This is a genomic window from Shinella sp. R2-11 (assembly GCF_055330205.1).
The window spans coordinates 25,774-48,669 of sequence record NZ_JBVAPC010000007.1; the positions used below are offsets into that span (position 1 = coordinate 25,774).

23 protein-coding genes are annotated in these 22,896 nt (G+C 64.4%); 7 read left to right on the forward strand and 16 right to left on the reverse strand.

Going from position 1 to position 22,896, the window contains the following annotated elements:
- Window positions 1-15: 15 nt before the first annotated feature.
- Window positions 16-1,908, reverse strand: a complete 1,893-nt coding sequence (locus ACZ1A1_RS17490) for a DUF262 domain-containing protein (RefSeq protein WP_463620915.1) — start codon at window positions 1,906-1,908, stop codon at window positions 16-18.
- A gap of 582 nt (window positions 1,909-2,490) precedes the next feature.
- Here ACZ1A1_RS17490 and ACZ1A1_RS17495 point away from each other — a divergent pair.
- Window positions 2,491-2,769 (forward strand): hypothetical protein, encoded by a 279-nt coding sequence (locus tag ACZ1A1_RS17495; RefSeq protein WP_463620916.1) that lies wholly within the window; start codon window positions 2,491-2,493, stop codon window positions 2,767-2,769.
- Window positions 2,770-2,800: 31 nt separating this feature from the next.
- Here the strand turns inward: ACZ1A1_RS17495 and ACZ1A1_RS17500 are convergent, their stop codons facing one another.
- Window positions 2,801-3,490, reverse strand: a complete 690-nt coding sequence (locus ACZ1A1_RS17500; protein ID WP_463620917.1) for a hypothetical protein — start codon at window positions 3,488-3,490, stop codon at window positions 2,801-2,803.
- 122 nt (window positions 3,491-3,612) lie between these two features.
- On the opposite strand from ACZ1A1_RS17500, the gene ACZ1A1_RS17505 reads away from it, so the two are divergent.
- Both ACZ1A1_RS17505 and ACZ1A1_RS17510 read left to right on the forward strand, forming a co-directional pair.
- Window positions 3,613-3,984: a hypothetical protein gene (locus ACZ1A1_RS17505; protein WP_463620918.1), complete on the forward strand. Its 372-nt coding sequence runs from the start codon at window positions 3,613-3,615 to the stop codon at window positions 3,982-3,984.
- Window positions 3,985-4,049: 65 nt separating this feature from the next.
- Entirely contained in the window at window positions 4,050-4,241 is a 192-nt protein-coding gene (locus tag ACZ1A1_RS17510) for a hypothetical protein (RefSeq protein ID WP_463620919.1), read from the forward strand.
- A gap of 11 nt (window positions 4,242-4,252) precedes the next feature.
- Here ACZ1A1_RS17510 and ACZ1A1_RS17515 read toward each other — a convergent pair whose 3' ends face one another.
- Window positions 4,253-5,458 (reverse strand): AI-2E family transporter, encoded by a 1,206-nt coding sequence (locus ACZ1A1_RS17515; protein WP_463620920.1) that lies wholly within the window; start codon window positions 5,456-5,458, stop codon window positions 4,253-4,255.
- A 282-nt stretch (window positions 5,459-5,740) separates the two neighbouring features.
- Here ACZ1A1_RS17515 and ACZ1A1_RS17520 point away from each other — a divergent pair, with 282 nt between their 5' ends.
- On the forward strand, window positions 5,741-7,441 hold the full coding sequence (locus ACZ1A1_RS17520; RefSeq protein WP_463620921.1) for a long-chain-fatty-acid--CoA ligase: 1,701 nt from the start codon (window positions 5,741-5,743) through the stop codon (window positions 7,439-7,441).
- A 116-nt stretch (window positions 7,442-7,557) separates the two neighbouring features.
- On the forward strand, window positions 7,558-9,183 hold the full coding sequence (pgi, locus tag ACZ1A1_RS17525) for a glucose-6-phosphate isomerase (protein WP_463620922.1): 1,626 nt from the start codon (window positions 7,558-7,560) through the stop codon (window positions 9,181-9,183).
- Here the strand turns inward: pgi and ACZ1A1_RS17530 are convergent.
- From ACZ1A1_RS17530 to ACZ1A1_RS17540, 3 genes are all read right to left on the reverse strand, one after another.
- Window positions 9,180-10,265, reverse strand: coding sequence for a glycosyltransferase family 4 protein (locus ACZ1A1_RS17530; protein ID WP_463620923.1), 1,086 nt, complete (start codon window positions 10,263-10,265; stop codon window positions 9,180-9,182). The genes pgi and ACZ1A1_RS17530 overlap by 4 nt on opposite strands.
- A 66-nt stretch (window positions 10,266-10,331) precedes the next feature.
- A complete protein-coding gene (locus ACZ1A1_RS17535; protein WP_463620924.1) occupies window positions 10,332-10,682 on the reverse strand; it encodes a hypothetical protein in 351 nt (116 codons plus the stop codon).
- The gene (locus ACZ1A1_RS17540; RefSeq protein WP_463620925.1) at window positions 10,682-11,623 is read right to left on the reverse strand and encodes a nucleoside hydrolase; all 942 of its coding nucleotides are present in this window, start codon (window positions 11,621-11,623) and stop codon (window positions 10,682-10,684) included. The genes ACZ1A1_RS17535 and ACZ1A1_RS17540 overlap by 1 nt, the downstream gene beginning before the upstream one ends.
- Before the next feature lie 173 nt (window positions 11,624-11,796).
- On the opposite strand from ACZ1A1_RS17540, the gene ACZ1A1_RS17545 reads away from it, so the two are divergent.
- Both ACZ1A1_RS17545 and ACZ1A1_RS17550 read left to right on the forward strand, forming a co-directional pair.
- Complete coding sequence (locus ACZ1A1_RS17545) at window positions 11,797-12,228, forward strand: Hsp20 family protein (RefSeq protein ID WP_463620926.1); 432 nt, start codon at window positions 11,797-11,799, stop codon at window positions 12,226-12,228.
- A 131-nt stretch (window positions 12,229-12,359) separates the two neighbouring features.
- Window positions 12,360-12,620, forward strand: coding sequence for a BQ00720 family protein (locus ACZ1A1_RS17550; protein WP_119257505.1), 261 nt, complete (start codon window positions 12,360-12,362; stop codon window positions 12,618-12,620).
- Between the two features lie 26 nt (window positions 12,621-12,646).
- Here ACZ1A1_RS17550 and trmB read toward each other — a convergent pair whose 3' ends face one another.
- The 10 genes from trmB to ACZ1A1_RS17600 form a co-directional block, all read right to left on the reverse strand.
- Window positions 12,647-13,348 (reverse strand): tRNA (guanosine(46)-N7)-methyltransferase TrmB, encoded by a 702-nt coding sequence (gene trmB / locus ACZ1A1_RS17555; RefSeq protein WP_463620927.1) that lies wholly within the window; start codon window positions 13,346-13,348, stop codon window positions 12,647-12,649.
- 7 nt (window positions 13,349-13,355) lie between these two features.
- A complete protein-coding gene (gene metK / locus ACZ1A1_RS17560) occupies window positions 13,356-14,594 on the reverse strand; it encodes a methionine adenosyltransferase (RefSeq protein WP_463620928.1) in 1,239 nt (412 codons plus the stop codon).
- Between the two features lie 191 nt (window positions 14,595-14,785).
- Window positions 14,786-15,205, reverse strand: a complete 420-nt coding sequence (locus ACZ1A1_RS17565) for a helix-turn-helix domain-containing protein (RefSeq protein WP_415212062.1) — start codon at window positions 15,203-15,205, stop codon at window positions 14,786-14,788.
- 146 nt (window positions 15,206-15,351) lie between these two features.
- Complete coding sequence (lnt, locus tag ACZ1A1_RS17570) at window positions 15,352-16,935, reverse strand: apolipoprotein N-acyltransferase (protein WP_463620929.1); 1,584 nt, start codon at window positions 16,933-16,935, stop codon at window positions 15,352-15,354.
- Between the two features lie 294 nt (window positions 16,936-17,229).
- Entirely contained in the window at window positions 17,230-18,372 is a 1,143-nt protein-coding gene (locus tag ACZ1A1_RS17575; protein ID WP_463620930.1) for a hemolysin family protein, read from the reverse strand.
- A gap of 9 nt (window positions 18,373-18,381) precedes the next feature.
- Entirely contained in the window at window positions 18,382-18,891 is a 510-nt protein-coding gene (gene ybeY, locus ACZ1A1_RS17580; RefSeq protein WP_463620931.1) for an rRNA maturation RNase YbeY, read from the reverse strand.
- A 14-nt stretch (window positions 18,892-18,905) separates the two neighbouring features.
- The gene (locus ACZ1A1_RS17585) at window positions 18,906-19,958 is read right to left on the reverse strand and encodes a PhoH family protein (RefSeq protein ID WP_415215862.1); all 1,053 of its coding nucleotides are present in this window, start codon (window positions 19,956-19,958) and stop codon (window positions 18,906-18,908) included.
- Window positions 19,959-19,985: 27 nt separating this feature from the next.
- Window positions 19,986-21,374, reverse strand: a complete 1,389-nt coding sequence (gene miaB, locus ACZ1A1_RS17590) for a tRNA (N6-isopentenyl adenosine(37)-C2)-methylthiotransferase MiaB (protein WP_463620932.1) — start codon at window positions 21,372-21,374, stop codon at window positions 19,986-19,988.
- A gap of 54 nt (window positions 21,375-21,428) precedes the next feature.
- Entirely contained in the window at window positions 21,429-22,217 is a 789-nt protein-coding gene (gene olsA / locus ACZ1A1_RS17595) for a lyso-ornithine lipid O-acyltransferase (protein WP_463620933.1), read from the reverse strand.
- A 220-nt stretch (window positions 22,218-22,437) separates the two neighbouring features.
- Window positions 22,438-22,863: a Fur family transcriptional regulator gene (locus ACZ1A1_RS17600; RefSeq protein WP_119257429.1), complete on the reverse strand. Its 426-nt coding sequence runs from the start codon at window positions 22,861-22,863 to the stop codon at window positions 22,438-22,440.
- Between the last annotated feature and the right edge of the window lie 33 nt (window positions 22,864-22,896).

The window sequence follows — 22,896 nt, forward strand, 5'->3', positions numbered from 1 at the left end:
CATCGCAGGCGAAGGTCACGCTCCCAATCCGGGCCAGATGACTAACGCCTTTTCCGCTAGATGCTCACCCCTTTCCTGGATGTCGGCTTCGGTCCATGAATCCCGCTTGGCGAACCACTTGTTCAGGAAAAGCGACGTGTGCTCGTCAAACTTCTCGCGCTTTTGAGCGAAGCCCTTGTTGCCCGATGAAATGTTGAGGGCACCGGTGATCAAGGTCAGGTTGCCCAGCGTGTGCAGCAACCGGTCGCGGTCTTCCGCCTGCTGGTGCCCTTGACCGCGCGGTATGAACTCACCTTCAGCGAACGGCCAGTCCTCAGTCCACGACACCGGCAAGACGTGCTCAGTCCACAGCCCACCCGGACGAGCGACCTTCTCCGCAAACTTCGAGCGGCTGGCTAGCTCAAGCTCCCACAGGATATCCTTGTTGCGGTCGCCGGGAGCCAGTTGATAGACAGGGTTCTGCAGAATGCCGCGCCGGAATTCTTCATCGCCGGGAAAACGCGAACTCTCTCCCGAGCGGGTGACGAAGAAGTCCCGAAGGTTGTCATAGGACGGACCATCTTCAAAGAATTTCTGCGAGACAGCCTGAAACAGCTTGTTGAGATTCTTGTTGGTGAGGTCGCAGACGGCGCGGCGGACGATGTAGGAATAGACCAGCCGGGCGATGCTGTCTTGCTCATCGTCTGGAAGCCCTGCCGCAGCGATCTGCAATGCAATCGGGTATGCCGTGGTGACTTGCCAAGTTGCCAGCTTTCGACCCAGCCAAGCCATTGTCGGATTCTCGTCTGCCCGGCCCTCTAGGGTTTCATAGATTGGCGAGTGTCGTTGCAACACCTTCAGTTCGTCTTCGACATTCGGGAAACGGGGCCGTCCTTTCGGAACCGCGAACGCGCGATACTCTGCATAGAGTTCGCGCATGGCGATACTCGCACCGGTCTCGGCGGCAAGGACATGCGCGAGGAAGTGATCAATTCGCGGACGCCGAGGCCGAGCGTTCGGAGCGTCCTCGCGCCACCAAGGCGCGTCGAACGGGTCCCAAAGCTCTTTATAAAGCTCATCCGTAGCCGTGGGTTGCTTCTCGGCCCGGTGGAAGATGTTGTTCCGTACCAAGTCCATAGCCAGGAGCGGTTCTCCCTTGGAATTTAGCGTCTCGAAAATGACCTGAGCGTCGTCGCCCTCGCCTAGTGTGATGACGACGAGCTTCATTTGGGCAAGGACGGCGCTTAGCAGGGCATCAAGGCGCTGCTCGATTACCTCCGGCGTGGCGCCCTCATCTGCCGCTTCGACCGACTCATCTTCTGTGTCAGGTTCAGCGTCGCTGGGGCCGTTCAGCGCAAATTCGCTGATCCACTTCCGAAACAGGTCGTATGCACGCAACGCCCGGAACGGTGTGTTCTTCGGAACGCCACTGCCCCAATAAAAGCGCTGGTACTTCGCCCGGACCTTTGGATACTCAGTATCTATGATGTCGTGGAAGACTTCGCGGTCCGATGGCGTCGGTGTCAGCTTGAACCTTACCAGCGGGTCAGTGTCTTTCGAGCGCGGCTGATTAAACAGGTAGCCATTCGCTTGATCAATGATGCCGGCGAACTGGTGCGTCCGGGCCACCTCGCGCAGTGCCGCAAGGAAAAGCTGAAAGGTCGTTAGCCGCTGCTGACCATCGACCACCTGCACCCTTGGCGTCACTCCAATTTGCGAACCTTCGCCAAGAGGTGCTAGGATGAGAGCGCCCATGTAGTGCTGAAATCGATTGTTGCCGCCGAGCACTTCTGCGGCCTTTGCTTCGGCATCATCCCAAAAGGGTACCAGCCGCTCGTCTGCCCACTGGTATTTCCGCTGATACAGCGGAACCATAAATCGGCGGCCTTCGGCCAATATTGTTTCGATCGAAAAATCGTCCGTCTGCAATGCACTTCCCCCCAGCCTGAAGCGCCAAGATCACCCGCTTGGACTGACAGATCAAGCGCTTACCGTTTCCGCCAATGCCTGAACATCAAGAATCCGGCCGATCCGGGACATCCCGACGCCCACGGACTCCCGCCCGCACCCTAATCTGAGAACGCCGTTGATGGGGGGAGGTCCGGCGGGGTGCGGTGCCGATTAGTAGGGCCAACCGTGAACTGTAGGCTTCTAGTAGTGTCGCGGGGTCAAAGAGGTGGCAACGGGGTGATACCCTGTGCTACTTCTCAGCTCCTGAAAGTGGATTCCGACCAATGGCTTGTCCAGTAGGGTCCAATGATTTCGTACAGCGTCTAAATCTCTGATATTATTGCGAAAAACAATTCGTAATGATGGGGTCAGGTGTTCGAGTCACCTAAGCGGCACCATTTTTTTCAAGTATCCAGGTAAAGTCAAAGCCCAGCGGTCCTCTGCGGTTATCCGTCAGTCTGCGCTAGGTGGATGTCAGGGCTGCTTGGTCTCGTCACAGATGCTCCCTGTTGCCAAGATAGTGCCGATGGCGACATGCTTGAAAGCGGTCTGGAGGCACTCTTGTCGAAGCTCAGTATCTACCGCGCGATCCTGCTCATTTGCCTGGCGGTCGTCGCTTATGTCTGGCCCACACTCTGGCTGATCTACGGACTGTGGGCGGGGAGTGCACTCATGGGTGCGGCCACCCTGGCCTTTTTCCCTGAGGAACGACAAGACACCGGCATCGAAATCATGCTTTCAGGCGCCGCGGGCCCCTTGCGCGTTTGGCTCGGCCTGTGGAACGGCTTCTATGTCTGGACGGATCTGGATCACGATTACTGGAACCGCACGGACGAATGAGGGAATGGCAATCCATCGGAAGCCAGCGCATTCACCCAGCGTAGAAGAAATACACCTTTCCCTTGTTCGGATCGACGATCGTAACGCTGCCGCCCGGCCCATAATGGTAAAGCGATCCTCCGGACTGTATCGCTTCGTTGGCTTCGCGCTCGAACCGTGCATCGATGGAGATTTCAAAGCCATACTTGCCCAGGAACTCCGATACGCTTGGAGGATCGCGGGCAATGCGTTCAACTCCCCGAACCGGCGGGTTGTCGTAGGGATGCCACTGGCTGACGGCTTGCTCGGTGCTCCTGTCATCGACTGGCGTCATGAGCCATGTGCCTTCGGCTCCTTCGAGCGCTTCACCCAGGCGGCGCCCTTGGTCCCGCGCCCATAATGCGCTGGCGTCGGTCAATCGATAAACGACAAAGCCGGTTTCGTTGTCGCCGGGCATGAAACCCATGCCGTAGAGTTCCTCCACCCTGAATTCGATCTCTGCAACGTCGAGAGGCTGGGGAACGTGTGCCAGAATCCAGCGTCGTTCTTCAAACTTGAATGCCATGTAGGGCGCCACAACGAACCCCACGCCCAACACGACGATGAGGCCGCGCAGAACGAGCTGATCGGATCTCGTCCGTCGCCAGATTCGGCGAAGGCCGAGAAAGACAAACACAACGATGCCTATGATCACGAGCGCAAAAGCGATCAGAAAACAGAGCATTGCCAAGGCGAAATCCATATGATCTCACAGTTATCGAGGGACGGATAGTCGACGAAGCCGGTCGGTTGAGCGCATGGCCCTGCAATTGCAGATTGGCCAGGTTCGTCATATGTTTCAACCAGAATCCCTGGAGAGGCCTCATGCGCGACGCGGTTTTCGCACTATGCCTGTTACTCGGCTACACGACCTCGTCCGCATCCGCTGAGGAAGAATACCCATTCCCTCAGCTTCAGACCGAAGTTTTTTGCAAGGGCTTGGTCGCAAGGATGCTGGACGCAAACGAACAGGCGGCCGAATTGAAAAAATGTCTCGTCCAGGAAATGTTCCTGAAGGGGAAGCTGGAGCCCTGGTGGCCATTTCTGGGGCGCAAGACGCAAAGGATGATCGTGAAAGCCCATTACAGACTGCCGGAGCATCAAACATACATCACGCTTCTGTCATATACATCGTCCGCCATAGGCGAGGCATGCCTGTCCGGGCAGATAAAATGCCAAAACCCTAAAGCCCCGTGATGCCGCCTTCCTCGCCTGACTCGCCGTGCCTCCCTTGCCGCCATGCCTCCCATCGCGGCGACGACATGCTCGGGCAGTTGCGCACCGTGCTTGCGACGGTCAGCGGGCGGTTCAGCGCGGATATTTTCCTGCGCTTTCCCCTGATGGCGCTTTCGCCGGACGATATCGCCGAGCGGCTGCGCGCCGCGGATGCCGTCGAGACGATGCGTGCCTATCTTGCGGATTTCGCCCGGTTCTGCGCCGAAGGAGAACGCTAAGCGGCCGGGCTTCAGCCGACATTGCGTTCCTTGCCGGGCAAGGGGGGCGGCTCGGCGTGGGGATCGAGCAGGATCGCCGAGGCGGGCTCGGTCGCCTCGACCTCACGAATCCATTCGCGCCAGATGGCGACGAGCAGAGCCATCAGGACCGGGCCGATGAAGAGGCCGAGGAAGCCCATGGTCTTCACGCCGCCGATCAGGCCGAAGAAGGTGGGCAGGAACGGCAGCTTGATCGGGCCGCCGACGAGGCGCGGGCGCAGCGTCTTGTCGACGATGAAGAGCTCCACCGAGCCCCAGGCGAAGAGCGCGAGGCCCGCCACGGGCGAGCCGCTGGAGACGAGATAGACCGAGACCAGCGTGAAGGAGAGCGGCGCGCCGCCCGGGAACAGCGCCATGACGCCAGTGAGCACGCCGAGCGTGACGGCCGAGGGCACGCCGGCGATCCAGTAGGCAACGCCGAGAACGATGCCTTCGCCGATGGCGATCAGCGTCATGCCGGTGACGGTCGAGCTGATCGTCGCGGGCACGATGCGCGAGATGCGCTCCCAGCGCATCGGCAGGATGCGCTCGCCGAGCCGGTCGACCTGGCCGGCGAAGGCCTGGCCGTCGCGGTAGATGAAGAACAGCGCGATCAGCATGAAAAGCATGGCGAGCAGCAGGTTGAACGCCTTGCCGCCGGCCGCCAGCGCCACGCGGTAGATATTGCCGATATTGGCGCCGCTGACGATCTGCGTCAGTTCGCCGATCGCGCCCGGATGATCGAGGAAGCGCGTCCATTGCATGTCGAGCCAGCCGCCCACCACGGGCAGCGCGCCGATCCATTCCGGCGTCGGAGCGCCGGTGCGGTTCGTCTCGACGGCCCAGCCGATCCAGTCGCGGATCTCGTGCAGGGCATAGGTCGAGGCGATCACGATCGGCCCAACGATGAAGGCGAGGATGAGGAGGATGGCGATGGAGGCGGCGAGCGTGCGGTTGCCCTTCACCTGCGCCAGGAGGCGCGAATAGAGCGGCCAGCTCGCAAAGGCGATGACCAGCGCGGCCAGCACCGGCACGACGAAACCGTGGAAGAAATAGATGCCGGCGAAGACGATGAGGACGAGAAGCCACCGCGCCGCCGAGATCGGGGAGATGAGCGCAGCGCCGCCCTGGCGCGCCGCGCCGAGAAACCGGGGCTCACTTTTGCGATGTTCCGAATGCAACAAACTCGTCCACTCCATGGCTCCGGCGTCCGCGCCGGACCACCAAGATAAGGTGTAGCGGAAGAATGTTAAACATATACGTGGTCTTTTTCAGCGGCGGCGCGCCGAGACGCCGCAGGCGGCGGCCCGAAGGGCAAGCCGAGACCGTCACTGCGGATTGTTGACGTTTACGTCAATGTAAGATAGCGATGTCTCTTGATGGCGCCCGACAAAAGCATCATCCTGTCGGCATCGGACGGTTGGAGGGCCTTTCGCTGCGGCGGGACGGACGATGCCCGCGCCCAACGAGGAGGAGCACATATGTCGGTCTCACAGATGCATCCGTCAACCGCGCCGTCCGGCCGCTTCTGGCTCTCCTCCTATCCGGACGGCATGGCGGGAGAGATCGCCCCGCTCGCCCACGATTCCATCGGTGCGCTGGTGGAAAGCTGCTGCGCGCGCTTTGCCGACCGCCCGGCCTTCACCAGCATGGGCAAGACGCTGACCTTCCGCGACTTCGATGCCACCTCCCGGACGGTCGCCGTCTGGCTGCAGGCGCGGGGGCTGGAAAAGGGCGACCGCGTCGCCGTCATGATGCCGAACATCCTGCAGAATCCGGTGATCATCTTCGGCATCCTACGCGCCGGGCTCGTCGTGGTGAACGTCAACCCGCTCTATACGCCGCGCGAGCTGGAGCACCAGCTCAAGGATGCCGGCGCCAAGGCGCTGTTCGTGCTGGAGAATTTCGCGGGCACCGTGGCGCAGGTCGTCGCGCGCACGGACGTGCGCCACGTGGTGGTCGCGACGATGGGCGACATGCTCGGCCTCAAGGGCCTCATCGTCAATCTCGTCGTGCGCAAGGTGAAGAAGCTCGTGCCGGAATGGTCGCTGCCCGGGCATGTCCCGTTCAGGCAGGTGATGGCGGAAGGCGCGCGCGGCGCGGTGAAGCCGGTCGCGATCGCGCCGGGCGACATGGCCTTCCTGCAATATACCGGCGGCACGACGGGCGTTTCCAAGGGCGCCATCCTCACCCATGCGAACCTGCTCTCCAACATGGAGCAGATCAAGCTGTGGATCGAGCCGACCTTCACGATCAAGAAGCGGCCGGAGCAGCTCACCTTCATCTGCGCGCTGCCGCTCTACCATATCTTCGCGCTGACGGTGAACGGGCTGATGGGCATCGCGCTCGGCGGCCATAACGTGCTCATCGCCAATCCGCGCGACATTCCCGCCTTCGTCAAGGAACTGGCGAAATACCGCACCCATATCTTCCCGGGCCTCAACACGCTGTTCAACGCGCTGATGAACAATCCGGATTTCTCCAGGCTCGATTTCTCCGAGCTCGTCCTGACGCTCGGCGGCGGCATGGCGGTGCAGCGGCCGGTCGCAGAACGCTGGCAAAAGATGACGGGCTGCGCGATCACCGAGGGCTACGGCCTTTCCGAGACCTCGCCGGTGGCGACCGCCAACCGCTTCGACCGGCCGGAATTCACCGGCACGATCGGCCTGCCGCTGCCCTCCACCGAGATCGAGATCCGCGACGACGACGGCCGCACGCTGGCGCTCGGCGAGGTCGGCGAGATCTGCATCCGCGGCCCGCAGGTCATGGCCGGCTACTGGCAGCGCCCGGACGAGACGGCCAAGGTGATGACGCCGGACGGCTTCTTCCGCTCAGGCGATATCGGCTTCATGACGGCGGAGGGCTATACCAAGATCGTCGATCGCAAGAAGGACATGATCCTCGTCTCCGGCTTCAACGTCTTCCCCAACGAGGTGGAGGAAGTGGCGATGTCGCATCCCGGCATCCTCGAATGCGCGGCCATCGGCGTGCCGGACGAGCATTCCGGCGAAGCGGTGAAGCTCTTCGTCGTGAAGAAGGACCCGGCACTGACGGAAGCCGACGTGAAGGCGCATTGCGCGGCGAACCTCACCAATTACAAGCGGCCGAAATTCGTCGAATTCCGCACCGAGCTGCCCAAGTCCAATGTCGGCAAGATTCTGCGCAAGGACCTGCGCGGCTGACGGGCGGCCGCGGTTAAACCGATTTAATTTTTTCGGGCAAGCGGCCTTTCCGGTCTTGATTTGACCATATCAAAGCGACTAGCTAGCGGCATCGTCCAAAGCCAGGGAAGACGCCGATGAACGCGCTTGTCGAAAAGCTGAAATCCATCGTCCGCGATACCAATGCCACAGACATCCGGGCCGCCTTTTCGGCCGACCCGCAGCGGTTCTCCCGCTACAGCACCACGCTCGGCGACTTTCTCTTCGATTATTCCAAATGCGCGGTGAACGACGTCGTGCTGGATACGCTGGAGGCCTTGGCGAAGGAAGCCGGCGTCGAGAAGAAGCGCGACGCCATGTTCGCCGGCGAGATCATCAACATCACGGAAGAGCGCGCGGTGCTGCACACGGCGCTGCGCAACCGCGCCAACACGCCCGTCCTCGTCGAGGGCAAGGACGTCATGCCGGATGTCAATTCGGTGCTCGACGCCATGGGCGCCTTCGCCGAGGCGATCCGCTCGGGCGCGCTGAAAGGCGCGACGGGCAGGAAGATCACCGATGTCGTCAATATCGGCATCGGCGGCTCGGATCTCGGCCCGGTCATGGCGACGCTGGCGCTCGCGCCCTACCATGACGGCCCGCGCCTGCACTTCGTCTCCAATATCGACGGTGCGCATATCGCCGACACGCTGAAGCTGCTGGAGGCCGAGACGACGCTCTTCATCGTCGCCTCCAAGACCTTCACCACCATCGAGACGATGACCAATGCCGCAACGGCGCGCGCATTCATCGCCGACAAGCTGGGCGAGGCCGCCGTCGGCCACCATTTCTGCGCGGTCTCCACGGCGCTCGACAAGGTCGCGGCCTTCGGCATCGACGAAGCGCGCGTCTTCGGCTTCTGGGATTGGGTCGGCGGGCGTTATTCGATCTGGTCAGCCATCGGCCTGCCGCTGATGATCGCCATCGGCAAAGACGATTTCGCTGAGTTCCTCGCCGGCGGCCATGCCATCGACAATCACTTCCGCGAGGCGCCGATCCGTCAGAACATCCCGATGCTGCTCGGCCTCATCGGCTTCTACCATCGCAACGTGCTGAACTATCCCTCGCGCGCCATCCTGCCCTATGACCAGCGCCTGTCGCGCTTCCCGGCCTATCTCCAGCAGCTCGACATGGAATCGAACGGCAAGTCGGTGACGGTGGATTCGACGCCAGTCGCCTGCAAGACCGGCCCGGTCGTCTGGGGCGAGCCCGGCACCAACGGCCAGCACGCCTTCTACCAGCTCATCCACCAGGGCACCTCGATCATCCCGACCGAGTTCATGATCGCGGCCAACGGCCACGAGAAGAACCTGCGCCACCAGCACCAGCTCCTCATCGCCAATTGCCTGGCGCAGTCGGAAGCGCTGATGAAGGGCCGCTCGCTCGAAGAGGCGAAGGCGCAGCTCACCTCGAAGGGCATGGACGAGGCAAAGGCCGACAGGATCGCGCCGCACCGTGTCTTCTCCGGCAACCGCCCGTCGATCACCATGGTCTATGACAGCCTGACGCCGTTTGCGCTCGGCCGGCTGATCGCGCTCTACGAGCACCGCGTCTTCGTGGAAGGCGCGCTGTTCAACATCAACTCCTTCGACCAGTGGGGCGTGGAGCTCGGCAAGGAGCTGGCGACAGGCCTGCTGCCGGTCGTGGAAGGCAAGGAGAGCGCCGCCGGGCACGATTCCTCGACGGCGGGCCTTGTCGCGGCGCTGCTGAAAGCCGCGAACTAACGCAGGCTCAAACGGCGTGCCGCGAAAGCACCGCGCGGCACGCGGGCAAGGTTTCCGAGGAACTGGCGGGCGCAGGCGCGCCAGCTATAGGCCATGGCGCGGGCGCGGGCGACGTCCTTCGGGATATCGAGCGCGGCAAGGGCCGCCTCCCGCAGGTCCTCCGACAACGCCCCCGCCTCGCCCAGCACATCGCGCGGGGCCGTGACCGGGAAGGCGGCGACGGGAATGCCGCTCGCCAAGGCTTCCAGCATGACATTGCCGAACGTATCCGTGCGGCTCGGGAAGACGAAGACGTCGGCCGAGGCGTAGACGGCCGCAAGCTCCTCGCCGGTCTTGCGGCCGAGGAAATGCACGTTCGGATAGCGCTGGCGGAGCGCCGCGAGGTCCGGCCCGTCGCCGACGACGACCTTGCTGCCCGGCAGATCGAGGCCGAGGAAGGCGGGCAGGTTCTTCTCCACCGCCACGCGCCCGACATTGAGGAAGACCGGGCGCGGCAGGCCAAGATCGCGCCGCCTTGCCGGGTCGAACAGCCTGGTATCCACCCCGCGCGACCAGCGCTTGATGCGCACGAAGCCGCGCGCCGCCATTTCCGCGCCGAGCGACCTGGTGGCCACCATCATGCCCGCGCCGGAATTGTGGAAGCGCCGCAGCCACCAGTAGCTCCAGCTTTCCGGTATGGGCAGGCGCGCGCTGATGAATTCGGGAAAGCGCGTGTGGTAGGCGGTGGTGAAGGGCAGCCGGCGCTGCAGGCAGGCGCGTCGCGCCGCCATGCCGAGCGGCCCCTCGGTCGCGATATGGATGTAATCCGGCGCGACGGCCTCGATCTCGGCCAGCACCTGGCGACTCGACGCGATGGCGAGCCGGATCTCCGGGTAGGAGGGCAGCGGGATGGTCGCGAATTTCTCCGGCGTCAGGAAGACGACATCCACCCCCTCCTCCGCCGCCGAGCGGGCCAGTTCCTCCAGCGTGTGCACCACGCCGTTGAGTTGCGGCCGCCAGGCATCCGTCACGACGAGGACGGTGGGCGCCCGGTCACCGGACGCGGCGGGGAAGGACGAATCTGGAGCGGTGTCTTCGAGCATGGCCCCTTTGACCATGCCGCGATGACAGGCGAATGAACGTGACGGCCCGCCCGCGGGCCGGGCGGGTTACTTGCGTTCCGTCGGCTGGGGCTGGAGGCGGCCGCGGGAGCGGCCGGGGGCGGCATTGGCGAGGCGGCGGGCGGCTTCCTTCAGCTCCAGCTCGGTGAAGAGGTCCCGGTATTCCGGGCGCAGCATCAGCGCCTCCATGGAAAGCTCCGGCTTGCCGGCGTCGAGGAGACGTTCGAGGCCGGTCGTGCCGGGGGTGAAGACGAGCTCCTTCGCCGCCGCCACGCCGCCGTTGAGCGTGATGCAGCGGCGCAGCAGGACGGGGCGGAAGCCGAGTTCCGCAAAGCGGTCGTAGAGGCCCGCCATCTCCTTGTGGAAGCGGGCCTCCGTCCCCGGAGCGGGGCCGCGCATCAAAGGCGCCCGACGCGCTCGGTGAGAAGCGCGAAGAAGCCGTCCGCATCGACATCCTTCATGACGCGCGCATTGTGCTTGCGGTCCGTCACCTGCCACCAGTCGACCACGGTCATGCCGACGGTGAGCGGCGAAGCCGTCTCGACCTCGACATTGCAATCGCGCCCGCCGAAAAGCTCCGGCTTCAGCAGATAGGCGATGACCGTCGGATCGTGCAGCGGGCCGCCGTCGGAGCCGTATTTCTCGATGTCGAAACGCTCGAAGAATTCCAGCATCTGGACGAGGGCGAGCGCCGGGCGGTTGCCGATCGCGCGCAGCGTCTCGACGCGGCTCTTCAGCGTCAGCACCTTGTGGGTGACGTCGAGCGGCATCATGACGATCGGGATGCCGGACCTGAAGACGGCGGCGGCCGCCTCCGGGTCGACATAGACGTTGAATTCGGCGGCCGGCGTGATGTTGCCCCCCTCGAAGAAGCCGCCGCCCATCATGACCAGCTCGCGCACGCGGCCGGCGATCTCCGGCGCCTTTTCCAGCGCGAGCGCGATGTTCGTCAGCGGGCCGAGCGTGCAGAGCGTCACCGTGCCGGCGGGCTCGCGCTTCAGCGTCTCGACGATGAAGTCGACGGCGTGCTGCGTTTCGAGCTGCATCTTCGGCTCGTGCAGGTCCGGGCCGTCGAGGCCGGTCTTGCCGTGGACGTGCTCGGCCGTCACCAGCGGACGGGCGATCGGCCTGTCGGCGCCGGCGAAGACCCTGACATCCGGCCGGGAGCAGAATTCCAGGATGATGCGGGCATTGGTGGAGGTGCGCGACAGCGGCACGTTGCCGGCGACCGTGGTGATGCCGAGGATTTCCAGCTCCGGGCTGCCGAGCGCCAGCATGATGGCGGCGGCGTCGTCCTGGCCGGGATCGGTGTCGATGATGATTTTCCTTGGCTCGGACATGCCGCTTCATTCCTGTTTTCTGATTGCGCCGGACCGGCGGGGAAGCGGCGACTATATTTGCCGGGCCGCCTTTCGCAAGCGTCTTGCGCCGGCATCGCGCAATCACCATATTGCAGCCGTCGGGGCGCCGCAGCCGGGCCTCGCCAAAGTCGCTTGAAGCCAAGGACTGGACGATGACACGCATGACCCCTTTCACGAGCCCGCTACTGCTGGGCTTCGACGCCATGGAAAAGACCCTCGAGCGCATCGCCAAGGGCAACGATGGCTATCCGCCGTACAATATCGAGCGGCTTCGGCCGGACGGCGAGACGGGCGCCCCGGAGCGCCTGCGCATCACGCTTGCCGTGGCGGGCTTCTCCGAGGAGGAGCTGGACGTGACGACGGAGGAAAACCAGCTCGTCATCCGCGGCCGGCAGACCGATCTCGGCGAAAGGGATTATCTTTACCGCGGCATCGCCGCCCGCCAGTTCCAGCGCACCTTCGTGCTTGCCGACGGCATGCATGTCTCGGGCGCCGAACTGAAGAACGGCCTGCTCTCGGTGGACCTCGTCCGGCCGGAGCCCGTGCGTATGGTAAAGAAAATTAACATTTCCGTACCAGACTAGAACGTGAGCCGTTCCTGCGGGAACACCCGCCGGACCGTTTCGCGCATAACCTGATCGCCGAACGACCGATGGGCCATGGTGGCCATCAGCGTCCGGTGGCCGGCAAGTCCGGCATTGCCATGGAGGCAAAAATGGGCCTGAAAACCGTTACCCCCACCACCGTATCGAAGGCGGACCTTGCGCATCTGGGCGCCGGCGAAGTCGGCTACATCCGCAAGATGAAGGCCGAGGAAGTCTCCCGTGTCTTCCCGGAAGCGCCCGAAATCGACCCGAGCCTCGACCTGTGGGCGCTGTTCGGCGCGGACGGCACGCCGATCCTGCTCACCGATAACCGTTCCAGCACCTTCTACAAGGCCGCCGAGGACGATCTGCGCACGGTCAGCCTGCACTGACGATAATGCCCTGAAAACGCTTTCCGTCAGAGACGGCGGAAGGTGAGATAGGCCGACTTGCGGCCCTCGCGCCTGGCCTTGGCCTCGTAGCGCGTGCCCGGCCAGCCGGCATAGGGCGTCAGCCAATCGGCCGCGTTTTCCGCGGTCCAGACGAAGGCGGGATGCGCCCCGCAATGCATCAGCGTCCAGTTGACATAAGTGTCGATGTCGGACGCGAAGCAGAAGATTCCGCCCGGCTTCAGCACGCGGGCGAAGCGATCCAGATTGACCTTCGACACGAAGCGCCTCTTCCAGTGCTTCCGCTTGGGCCAGGGATCGGGATAGAGCAGGTCGATCTGGTCGAGCGAGTCCGCCGGCAGCCAGTCTAAGAGTTCCGTCGCATCGTCGTCGTAAAGGCGGATATTCCTCGCGCCCTTCTCCTCCACGCTGCCGACCAGCTTCGCCATGGAATTGACGAAGGGCTCGACGCCGATGAAGGCGGTGTCCGGGCTTTCCACCGCGCGGTGGATCAGGTGCTCGCCGCCGCCGAAACCGATCTCGAGGCGGGTGCGGGCCGGCGTGAAATCGTAGAGCGTTGCGAGATCTGCCGGAGCCGGGGTCGACAGGTCGACCTTCAGCACCGGCAGCAGCGTTTCGAGATGCTGCGCCTGCCGCTCGCGTAGCGGCTTTCCCTTGCGGCGACCGAAGAAGGCTTCGGTCGCGCGGCTGCGGCGCTCTGCATCGGTCATGTCGGCCTCAGTTCTTTATGGCGTCCTTGAGGGCCTTGACGAGGTCGAGGCGCTCCCAGGAGAACGAGCCGTCACGGCCGGCCTTGCGGCCGAAATGGCCATAGGCGGAGGTCTTGGCATAGATCGGCTTGTTGAGGTCGAGATGGCGGCGGATGCCCGACGGCGACAGGTCCATGACCTTGCGGATCGCCGCTTCCACCGCATCCTCGCTCACCTTGCCGGTGCCGTGCAGGTCGACATAGATCGACAGCGGCTGGGCGACGCCGATGGCGTAGGAGAGCTGGATCGTGCAACGGTCGGCAAGGCCGGCGGCAACGACGTTCTTGGCGAGGTAGCGCGCGGCATAGGCGGCCGAGCGGTCAACCTTGGTCGTGTCCTTGCCGGAGAAGGCGCCGCCGCCATGCGGGGCCGCGCCGCCATAGGTGTCGACGATGATCTTGCGGCCGGTGAGGCCGGCGTCGCCGTCCGGGCCACCGATGACGAACTTGCCCGTCGGGTTGATGTACCAGGAGCAATCGTCGGCGATCTTCAGGTCGGCCAGCGCCTCGCGGATATAGGGCTCGACGACCTGGCGCACCTTCTTGGAATCCCAGCTCGCATCGAGGTGCTGCGTGGACAGCACGATGGAGGTGACGTCGGCCGGCTTGCCGTCGACATAGCGCACGGTCACCTGGCTCTTGGCATCCGGGCCGAGCTTGCCGGCATCGCCCTCGCCCTTCTTGCGGGCGGCGGCGAGGAGCTGGAGGATGCGGTGCGAATAGTAGATCGGGGCCGGCATCAGTTCCGGGGTCTCGCGGCAGGCATAGCCGAACATGATGCCCTGGTCGCCCGCGCCCTCGTCGCCCTGCTTGTCGGCGGCGTTGTCGACGCCCTGGGCGATGTCGGCGGACTGGGAGTGCAGCAGCACGTCGATCTTCGCGGTCTTCCAGTTGAAGCCGTCCTGTTCGTAGCCAATATCGCGGATCGCCTTGCGGGCGGCGGACTTGAACTTGGACGGGTTGATGACGTCGTTGCCGTTCTTGTCCTTCTTGAGAAGGCTCGGCGGCAGGCGGACCTCACCGGCGATGACGACGCGATTGGTCGTTGCAAGCGTCTCGCAGGCGATGCGGACCGACCAGGGATCGATCTTCGACTTCACGGCTTCACGGTAGACCAGATCGACGATTTCGTCGGAGATACGGTCGCACACCTTGTCCGGATGGCCTTCGGCGACGGACTCGCTGGTGAAGAGGTAACTGCTGCGCATGCGGGAATTCCCCTCAAAGAAATGGACTACGACCGTAATTATTCAGTTCGCGCGGCAAAGACAAGGACATAAGTATATCTTTATGTCCCAAATTCTCGGGTGATTTGCCGCATCCGCCGCGCCGAGGCGGCAGGCAGGCATGAAAAACGGCCCCGCAGGGCCGTTCCTTCATGCGTTCCGGCAGGGACGGGTCACTCGACCTCGGCCTCGGCGGCCAGCGCCTTCACCAGATCGACCAGCTTGCGGCGCACCTTGGGATCGCCGATCTTCACGAAGGCGCGGTTGAGCTGCAGGCCTTCGGAGGAGGAGAGGAAGTCGACGACATAGTTGGAGCTGGAGGCTTCGGCGAAGCCGGCCTGGACATCCGCCTGCTCGCCCGGGGCATCCTCGAAGAAGAAGGAGACCGGCACGTTGAGAATGCTCGAAATGTTCTGCAGCCGGCTGGCGCCGACGCGGTTCGTGCCCTTCTCGTATTTCTGAATCTGCTGGAAGGTGATGCCGAGGCTTTCGCCCAGCTTCTCCTGGCTCATGCCGAGCATGGTCCTGCGAAGCCGGATCCGGCTGCCGACATGTATATCGATCGGATTCGGCTTCTTCTTGTTTTCCATCATCACTTTCGTCCTAACGCGGAATGGCCCCTACCCACCGGCAGCCTTAACGAAAACTTAACGTCACGTTGTATGCGCAGACTCTGAAGGTCGCTACAATACAGGAGAACGGCCGGCGGCGTGCACTATGCTATTTTAGGGGTTTTGGGTCAATTCACCCGATTTCTAAAACCCATGCGAGAAATAAGCGCCGCCCCGAGGAGCATGGTCAGGGCAATCAGAAACGCCCGGTTCTGCCGTGTTGCCCGTTCTGCCGGCGCCAATTTGCCCGGAAAGGTTGCATCCACAAAACCGGGGACATCGTAGGCAAGGCCGGAAACGACCTGCCCCTTGGCATCCACCACGGCCGAAATGCCGTTGTTGGCGGCGCGAATCAGCGGCATGCCGCGCTCGACCGCGCGCAGGCGCGCCTGCAGGAAATGCTGGTAGGGGCCGGGCGTGTTGCCGAACCAGGCGTCGTTGGTGACGTTCAGCAGCGCGGCAGCCGTCTTCCCCACGCCGTTGATCTCGGAGGGGAAGATCGCCTCGTAGCAGACCAGCGGATAGAGCCCCTTGCCTCGGGCCGTCAGGAGCTGGTGCTCGCGTGCGGCGGAAAAGCCGCCCGGCATGGCGACGGCGCTGACGCCGAAGCTCTCGAAGACCTCGGCGAAGGGCATGTATTCGCCGAAGGGCACGAGATGCACCTTGTCGGCCGCGCCGATGATCTGGCCCTTGCCGTCGATGGCGTAGATGGAATTGTAGTAGCGCGGCGCCTTGCCGGAGCCCGCGCTTTCGGTGCGCACCGCGCCGGCGATCAGCACCTGGTCATCGTCGAGCACGGCGGCGATGCGCACGAGGGCATCGGGATTGTCCGTCAGGATGAAGGGGATGGAGGTTTCCGGCCAGACGATGATGTCCGGCCGCTTGCCGCCGCCCTCGGGCTTTGCGGCGCTCAGCGTCAGATGCCGCTCGAAGATCTCGGCCCTTGCGGTGTCGTCGAGCTTCATCGCCTGGTCGATCACCGGCTGGACGAGGCGGACGACGGTGCTGTCGTCGTCTGGCGTCGGCAGGAGGTTCAGCGCATAGTAGCCGTAGCCGACATGGGCGGCGAAGAGCAGCGCGGCAAGCGAAAGGCCGATGCCCCTGCCCCGCCGCGTGCCGAGAAGAGCGGGCACGGCGAAGACGAAGACGGCGAGCGCGTTCATCGCGGCGATGCCGACGATACCCGAGGACTGCATGAGGAGCGGCACGGGCATGATGCCGTAGCCGACGGCATTCCACGGGAAGCCGGTGAAGAGCGTGCCGCGCAGCCATTCCCCCACCCCGAAGGCGAAGGCGAGCGCGGCGATGCGGCCCATGCCGTCCGACCAGAGGAGCCGGGCGAGCGCGGCGGCGATGCCGTAATAGATGGCGAGGAAGGCCGGCAGGCCGAAGACGGCGAGCGGCAGCGCCCAGGCGAAGGCATCCGCCTCGACCAGCAGCGCATTGCCCAGCCACCAGAGCCCGCCGACGAAATAGCCGAAGCCGAAGAACCAGCCGATGCGGAAAGCGGGCGCCAAGCGCCGGAGGAAGCCGGCTTCCGGCGCGCCGCTCGCCCCGTCGAGCAGCCAGGTGAGCAGGGTGAAGGACACGAAGAGCGCCGCGAAAAATCCGAAGGGCGGCAGCGCCAGCACGCCGGCGAGCCCCGCAACAAATGCCGTCAGCGCCCGTCTCGTCCCAGACAGGAGCATGACCTTGCCCGCCAGCCGCTCCATGCCGTCCCCTTCACATGTCCCCGAATCAGCCGCGCCAGTCTTCCAAAAAAGCAGCGTCTTGTCCCGTGTCATGAGGGGGGATGTCGGGATGGCGCTTTCTGGAGGGTAGTGGGGATGCCTTGCCCCTCATCCGGCCTGCCGGCCACCTTCTCCCCGCAGGCGGGGCGAAGGGACTATGTTGCACCGGTTTCCCCAACCAACGGCCATGCATAGGGTAAGTCCCCTCTCCCCGCTTGCGGGGAGAGGGTTGGGGTGAGGGGCAATGCAACGCCCTGTTCCGTAAAGAAGGGAGCCCTACTCCGCCCCCGCCTCGTCGCTACGCTGCTCGGCCGGATTGGTGCGGTCGGCGGAAAGGCTCTCGCCGGGCCGGCGCTCGCGGCGGCGGACGGAGCCGGCGCGCTTGCGGGTGACGCGCACGCGCTTGACGCGGCGCGGGTCGGCATCGAGGATATGGAATTCGAAGCCGGGCATCGCCTGCACCACCTCGCCGCGCACCGGGATTCGGCCGAGCGAGGCGAAGATCAGGCCGCCGAGCGTATCGGCGTCTTCCAGTTGCTCGCGGATGTCGAAATCGGGGCCGATGGCCTCGGCGAGCTCTTCCAGCTCGACGCGGGCGTCGGCGATGAAGACGTCGTCGCTGACGCGCTGGATCATCGCCTCCTCGTCGTCGTGCTCGTCCTCGATGTCGCCGACGACCATCTCGACGATATCCTCCAGCGAGGCGAGGCCGTCCGTGCCGCCATATTCGTCGATGACGAGGGCCATCTGGGTGCGGTCGGCCTGCATGCGCGCCATCAGGTCGGCGGCCAGCATCGACGGCGGCACGAAGAGGACCTGGCGGATGATGCCGGCCTCGGCGACGGTCTTGGACAGATCGACGCGGCCGAGGTCGAACTCGGCCTTCGGCGCACGCGCCGGCTTTTCGCCGGTGGCGGCTGCGGGCTTGGCGCCGTTGCGGCGCTTGTTGCGGGCCTGCTTGGTGACATAGGCGAGGAGGTCGCGGATATGGACCATGCCGCGCGGATCGTCGAGGCTCTCGTTGTAGACCGGCATGCGCGAGCGGCCGGAATCCTCGAATATCACCATAAGCTCGGCGATGGTGATGTCCTGGTCCACGGCCTCGATATCGGCGCGCGGGACCATGACGTCCTCGACGCGCACCTCGCGGAAGCGGAGAATGTTGTGCAGCATCGCCCGTTCTTCGGGCAGGAAGGCCGGCTCGCCGCCGGTGTCTTCCGTCATCAGGGCCTCGGCGAGGTCCTTGCGCAGGGTGGAGGCGCCCGTCATGCGCCAAAGCCGTGCCGCACGGGACCAGAAGGATGACCGGCCCCCGCTTTCCTGCCTCGGCGCGCTGCTACTACTGCCCGCCTCGTCCTGACCTGAGGCGTCCGCCTCGTTCTTTTCCGCCGCTGCCGGCTGGTTTCTGAAATCGCTCATCGGTCCAAACTATTCTTCGGGGCCATCCCCGTAGGGGTCAGATAGGCCAAGCTCGGCAAGAATGCGAGTCTCCAGCCCCTCCATTTTTTCGGCCTCTTCGTCTTCCATGTGATCATAGCCGAAGAGATGCAGAAATCCATGCACCATCAGATGCGTGAGATGATCGTCGAAGGACTTGCCGAGATCGGCCGCCTCGCGAGTCAATGTTTCCTCGGCGAAGATGATGTCGCCGAGCATCGGGCCGGGCATTTTTCCCGGCGTCACCGGGAAGGCGGGGAAGGAGAGGACGTTGGTCGGCTTGTCCTGACCGCGCCACTCGGCATTGATGGCGCGGATGCTCTCGTCATTCGTGAAGACGAGCGAGACTTCCGGTGCGCCGGTCTTCGGAAAGGGCTGCTTTTCCTGCTTTCGCAGGTAATCCCCCGCCGCGCCGAGCACGCGCCCGCTCATGTCGAACAGGCGCTCCTCGGAGGGCCATGCGCCCTCCTCGATGGAGATCTGGATGTCGAGTTCGCTCATGTTTGCCGGGACCGTCAGCGGTCCACCTGCTCGCTTTCGTCCTGCACGGCGGTCTGCGCCTCGTAGGCGCGCACGATGCGGGCGACCATCGGATGGCGCACGACGTCGACATCCTTGAAGCGGACGACCGAGACGCCCTCGACGCCATGCAGGATCTGCAACGCTTCGACGAGGCCGGACTTCACGCCGCGTGGCAGGTCGACCTGGCTCGGATCGCCCGTGACGATCATGCGGCCGTTCTCGCCGAGACGCGTCAGGAACATCTTCATCTGCATCGAGGTCGTGTTCTGCGCCTCGTCGAGGATGACGGCGGCGTTCGCCAGCGTGCGGCCGCGCATGAAGGCGAGCGGCGCGATCTCGATGACGCCGGCGGTGATGGCGCGTTCGACCTTGTCGCCCGGCATCATGTCGTAGAGCGCGTCATAGAGCGGGCGCAGATACGGATCGACCTTCTCCTTCATGTCGCCCGGCAGGAAGCCGAGGCGCTCGCCGGCCTCGACGGCCGGGCGCGAGAGGATGATGCGGTCGACCGCGCCGCGCTCCAGCAGCTGGGCGGCATAGGCGACGGCGAGATAGGTCTTGCCGGTGCCGGCCGGGCCGACGCCGAAGACGAGCTCGGAGCGCTCCAGCGCGCGGATATAGGTATCCTGCGTCGGCGTGCGGGCGGCGATGGTCTTCTTGCGGGTGGAGATCTGCGACATGGTGAGCTTGGCCTTGCGCTCCATCGTCGGCAGCGAGAGCTGGTCGTCCGCGGCGATCGCCATGCGGATGGCGCCCTCGACATCGGAAAGCTCGATGGAGCCGCCCTTCTGGAGCCGGTCGTAGAGATAATCCAGCGCGCGGCGGGCCTGGTTGGTGGCCAGCACCTCGCCGGAGATGGAGACGGAGTTGCCGCGTGCCCGCGCATCGATGTTGAGGCGCTGCTCGATGAGCTTCAGGTTCTGGTCGAACTGGCCGAAGAGCTCGCTTGCGTATCGATTGTTCTCGAAGGTCAGCACGAATTGATTGGCGTCGATCCCTTGTTTCGACTGGCGCGGCGATGACGTCATCAGTTCGTGTCCGTTCAAGCGGTCAGGCTCCTTGCGTTCCGCCCGTCAACCGATCGCTTGCGCGAAGAGGCTGTTGGGCCCGGCATCGGTGATTCGTACCCGGATAATGTCACCGATTTCAGAAGCTTTTGCATCAATATTCACAGGCTGAAGCCAGGGCGAGCGGCCGACGAGCTGGCCGGGCTTGCGTCCAGGCTTCTCCAGAAGCAGGTCGATCTCCTTGCCGACGCAGCCGGCGGCGAAGTCGCGCTGCTGGCGGAAGAGCAAAGCCTGCAATCTTTCAAGACGTTCGGCCTTCAAATGTTCCGCGACATGGCCATCCATTTCCGCGCCGGGCGTGCCGGGACGGATGGAATACTTGAACGAAAATGCCTGTGCATAACCGACGGTCTCGACGAGGCGCATCGTGTCCTCGAAGTCCTGATCGGTCTCGCCGGGAAAGCCGACGATGAAATCGCCCGATATGGCCAGCGCCGGCTGGACGGCGCGGATGCGCTCGATGAGGGCGATATATTCGGCTGCCGTGTGGCGGCGGTTCATGGCCTTCAGGATGCGATCGGAGCCGGCCTGCACCGGCAGGTGCAGGTAGGGCATCAGCTTGGGCAGGTCGCGATGGGCCTCGATGAGGCGGTCGTCCATGTCGCGCGGGTGGCTGGTCGTGTAGCGCAGGCGCGCGAGGCCCTCGATTTCGGCAAGCCGGTAGAGGAGGTCGCCGAGGCCCCATTCGCGGCCGTCCGGGCCGAGACCGTGCCAGGCATTGACGTTCTGGCCGAGCAGGGTGATCTCGCGCACGCCGCCTTCGACGAGGCGTTCGGCCTCGGCGACGATCTGGACGACGGGGCGGGAGACTTCCGAGCCGCGCGTATAGGGCACCACGCAGAAGGTGCAGAACTTGTCGCAGCCTTCCTGAACGGTGAGGAAGGCTGTGACGCCGCGGGCGCGGGTCCTTGCCTTTTCCGGCGCGGGCAGGTGCTCGAACTTGTCCTCCAGCGCGTAGTCCGTCTCGACGACACGCTCGCCACCCTTGGCGCGGCGCAGCGCCTCGGGCAGGCGGTGATAGGTCTGCGGGCCGATCACCAGGTCGACGGCGGGGGCGCGGCGCAGGATCTCCCTGCCCTCGGCCTGCGCGACGCAGCCGGTGACGCCGATCACCATCTCGCGGCCGTCCCTGGCGCGGGCCTTCTTCATCTCGCGCAGCCGGCCGAGCTCGGAATAGACCTTCTCCGCCGCCTTCTCGCGGATATGACAGGTATTGAGGAGGACGAGGTCGGCATCCTCCAGCAGGTCCGTCGCCTGATAGCCGTCCTTCGACAACGCATCCGTCATGCGCTCGCTGTCGTAGACGTTCATCTGACAGCCGTAGGTCTTGACGAAGACCTTGCGGGTGTTCGGCTTGGCATCGGCCGAGGAAGGGATGACGGACTGTTCGCTCATGGCCGTTCCATAGTGGAAAAAGGCCGGAAATTGAAGCCCCGTCGCATCGCGCCTCTACCGGCCGCGCAGCCGCGCGCCGAGCATGGCGCGGATGCGCGCGCCGACCGTGCGGCTCACGTCCTTGCGGTTGCTTGCCCGCGTGTAGTCGACGCGCTCGCCGAAATCGACGTCGACATCGACCGCGCCTTCCCGCGCGATGCCGAGAAGATGCGGCAGCAGTTCGATATCGCCAGGCCAGGCGGCGATGGGGCGATGGTAGCGGCCCATCGCCATGCCGTGGAGGCCCGTATAGGCGATGGAGACCGGCTGGATATGCACGACACCCTCCGGTGCATGCGGCACGGCGGAGGCGGCGGCGCCGAAGAGCGAGGACTTGATCTCCAGGAGCTGGTTGCCGTCCGAGGTGGTGCCCTCCGGAAAGAGCACGACGATCTCGCCGTCCGCCAGCCGCCGTGCGATCTCGTCCACCTGGTCGCCGGTCTTCTGGCGCTGCTCGCGCTCGACGAAGATCGTCGCCTGCAGGCGGGCGAGAATGCCGAAGACCGGCCAGCCCCGCACCTCGGACTTGGCGATATAGACGACGTCGGCGACGGAGCCGAGCACCATGATGTCCTTCCAGGAGGCATGGTTGGCGGCGATCAGGAGGGGGCGTTTTTTCTCCAGCGCGCCGTGCACGCGCACCTTGAGGCCGAGCACGCGGCAGGCGACGCGGTGCCAGAGGCGCGGCAGGTAGCGGCGGATCTTCAGGTTGAAGCGCAGGCCGACGAGTTGGGCCGGAAGCAGGACGAGGGTGACCACGGCGAGGATGACGAGGCCGAGGGCGATGCGCAGCCAGGTGATCACGGGGTCACCGGGGGGTGGGGGAAGGCTTCCGCTCGCGTTCCGCAGCTACCCCCCTCTGCCCTGCCGGGCATCTCCCCCACAAGGGGAGAGATCGGCAAGACGCGCAAACCTTGCTCAATCAGCAACGTCATAGATGGGCGAGACAGCGCCCCACCCAATCTCCCCCCTTGTGGGGGAGATGCCCGGCAGGGCAGAGGGGGGTGCCGCAATGCCGTCCGCCTCACTCGCCCTCCTTGAGCGGAACGCCGTAGAGCTCCAGCCGGTGGTCGACGAGCCGGAAGCCGTGCTCGCGGGCGATGCGCTCCTGCAACGCCTCGATCTCGGGCGAATGGAATTCGATGACCTCGCCGCTCTTCAGGTCGATCAGGTGGTCGTGGTGCTCGTCCGGCACGGTCTCGTAACGCGAACGGCCGTCGCGGAAATCGTGGCGTTCGATGATGCCGGCATCCTCGAAGAGCTTGACCGTGCGGTAGACCGTGGAAATGGAGATGCGCGCGTCGACGGCGGAGGAGCGGCGGTAGAGTTCCTCGACATCCGGGTGATCGTCGGAGGCTTCCAGCACGCGCGCGATGACGCGGCGCTGCTCGGTCATGCGCATGCCGCGCTCGACACAAAGCTCTTCCAGCGATTTTTCCGCGTCCGCCATGCGACCAGCCCTTCTCGTTATGCCCCCCGCAAG

Coding starts and splice junctions, on each gene's coding strand:
- ACZ1A1_RS17550 (WP_119257505.1), top strand. CDS start 12,360: ATGGGCCTGAAAACCGTTACCCCCACCACCGTATCGAAGGCGGACCTT.
- lnt (WP_463620929.1), bottom strand. CDS start 16,935: ATGGAGCGGCTGGCGGGCAAGGTCATGCTCCTGTCTGGGACGAGACGG.
- ACZ1A1_RS17600 (WP_119257429.1), bottom strand. CDS start 22,863: ATGGCGGACGCGGAAAAATCGCTGGAAGAGCTTTGTGTCGAGCGCGGC.
- pgi (WP_463620922.1), top strand. CDS start 7,558: ATGAACGCGCTTGTCGAAAAGCTGAAATCCATCGTCCGCGATACCAAT.
- ACZ1A1_RS17545 (WP_463620926.1), top strand. CDS start 11,797: ATGACACGCATGACCCCTTTCACGAGCCCGCTACTGCTGGGCTTCGAC.
- ACZ1A1_RS17500 (WP_463620917.1), bottom strand. CDS start 3,490: ATGGATTTCGCCTTGGCAATGCTCTGTTTTCTGATCGCTTTTGCGCTC.
- miaB (WP_463620932.1), bottom strand. CDS start 21,374: ATGAGCGAACAGTCCGTCATCCCTTCCTCGGCCGATGCCAAGCCGAAC.
- ACZ1A1_RS17530 (WP_463620923.1), bottom strand. CDS start 10,265: ATGCTCGAAGACACCGCTCCAGATTCGTCCTTCCCCGCCGCGTCCGGT.
- ACZ1A1_RS17535 (WP_463620924.1), bottom strand. CDS start 10,682: ATGCGCGGCCCCGCTCCGGGGACGGAGGCCCGCTTCCACAAGGAGATG.
- ybeY (WP_463620931.1), bottom strand. CDS start 18,891: ATGAGCGAACTCGACATCCAGATCTCCATCGAGGAGGGCGCATGGCCC.
- ACZ1A1_RS17510 (WP_463620919.1), top strand. CDS start 4,050: ATGCTCGGGCAGTTGCGCACCGTGCTTGCGACGGTCAGCGGGCGGTTC.
- ACZ1A1_RS17575 (WP_463620930.1), bottom strand. CDS start 18,372: ATGAGCGATTTCAGAAACCAGCCGGCAGCGGCGGAAAAGAACGAGGCG.
- ACZ1A1_RS17520 (WP_463620921.1), top strand. CDS start 5,741: ATGTCGGTCTCACAGATGCATCCGTCAACCGCGCCGTCCGGCCGCTTC.
- ACZ1A1_RS17515 (WP_463620920.1), bottom strand. CDS start 5,458: ATGGAGTGGACGAGTTTGTTGCATTCGGAACATCGCAAAAGTGAGCCC.
- ACZ1A1_RS17505 (WP_463620918.1), top strand. CDS start 3,613: ATGCGCGACGCGGTTTTCGCACTATGCCTGTTACTCGGCTACACGACC.
- ACZ1A1_RS17540 (WP_463620925.1), bottom strand. CDS start 11,623: ATGTCCGAGCCAAGGAAAATCATCATCGACACCGATCCCGGCCAGGAC.
- metK (WP_463620928.1), bottom strand. CDS start 14,594: ATGCGCAGCAGTTACCTCTTCACCAGCGAGTCCGTCGCCGAAGGCCAT.
- trmB (WP_463620927.1), bottom strand. CDS start 13,348: ATGACCGATGCAGAGCGCCGCAGCCGCGCGACCGAAGCCTTCTTCGGT.
- ACZ1A1_RS17565 (WP_415212062.1), bottom strand. CDS start 15,205: ATGATGGAAAACAAGAAGAAGCCGAATCCGATCGATATACATGTCGGC.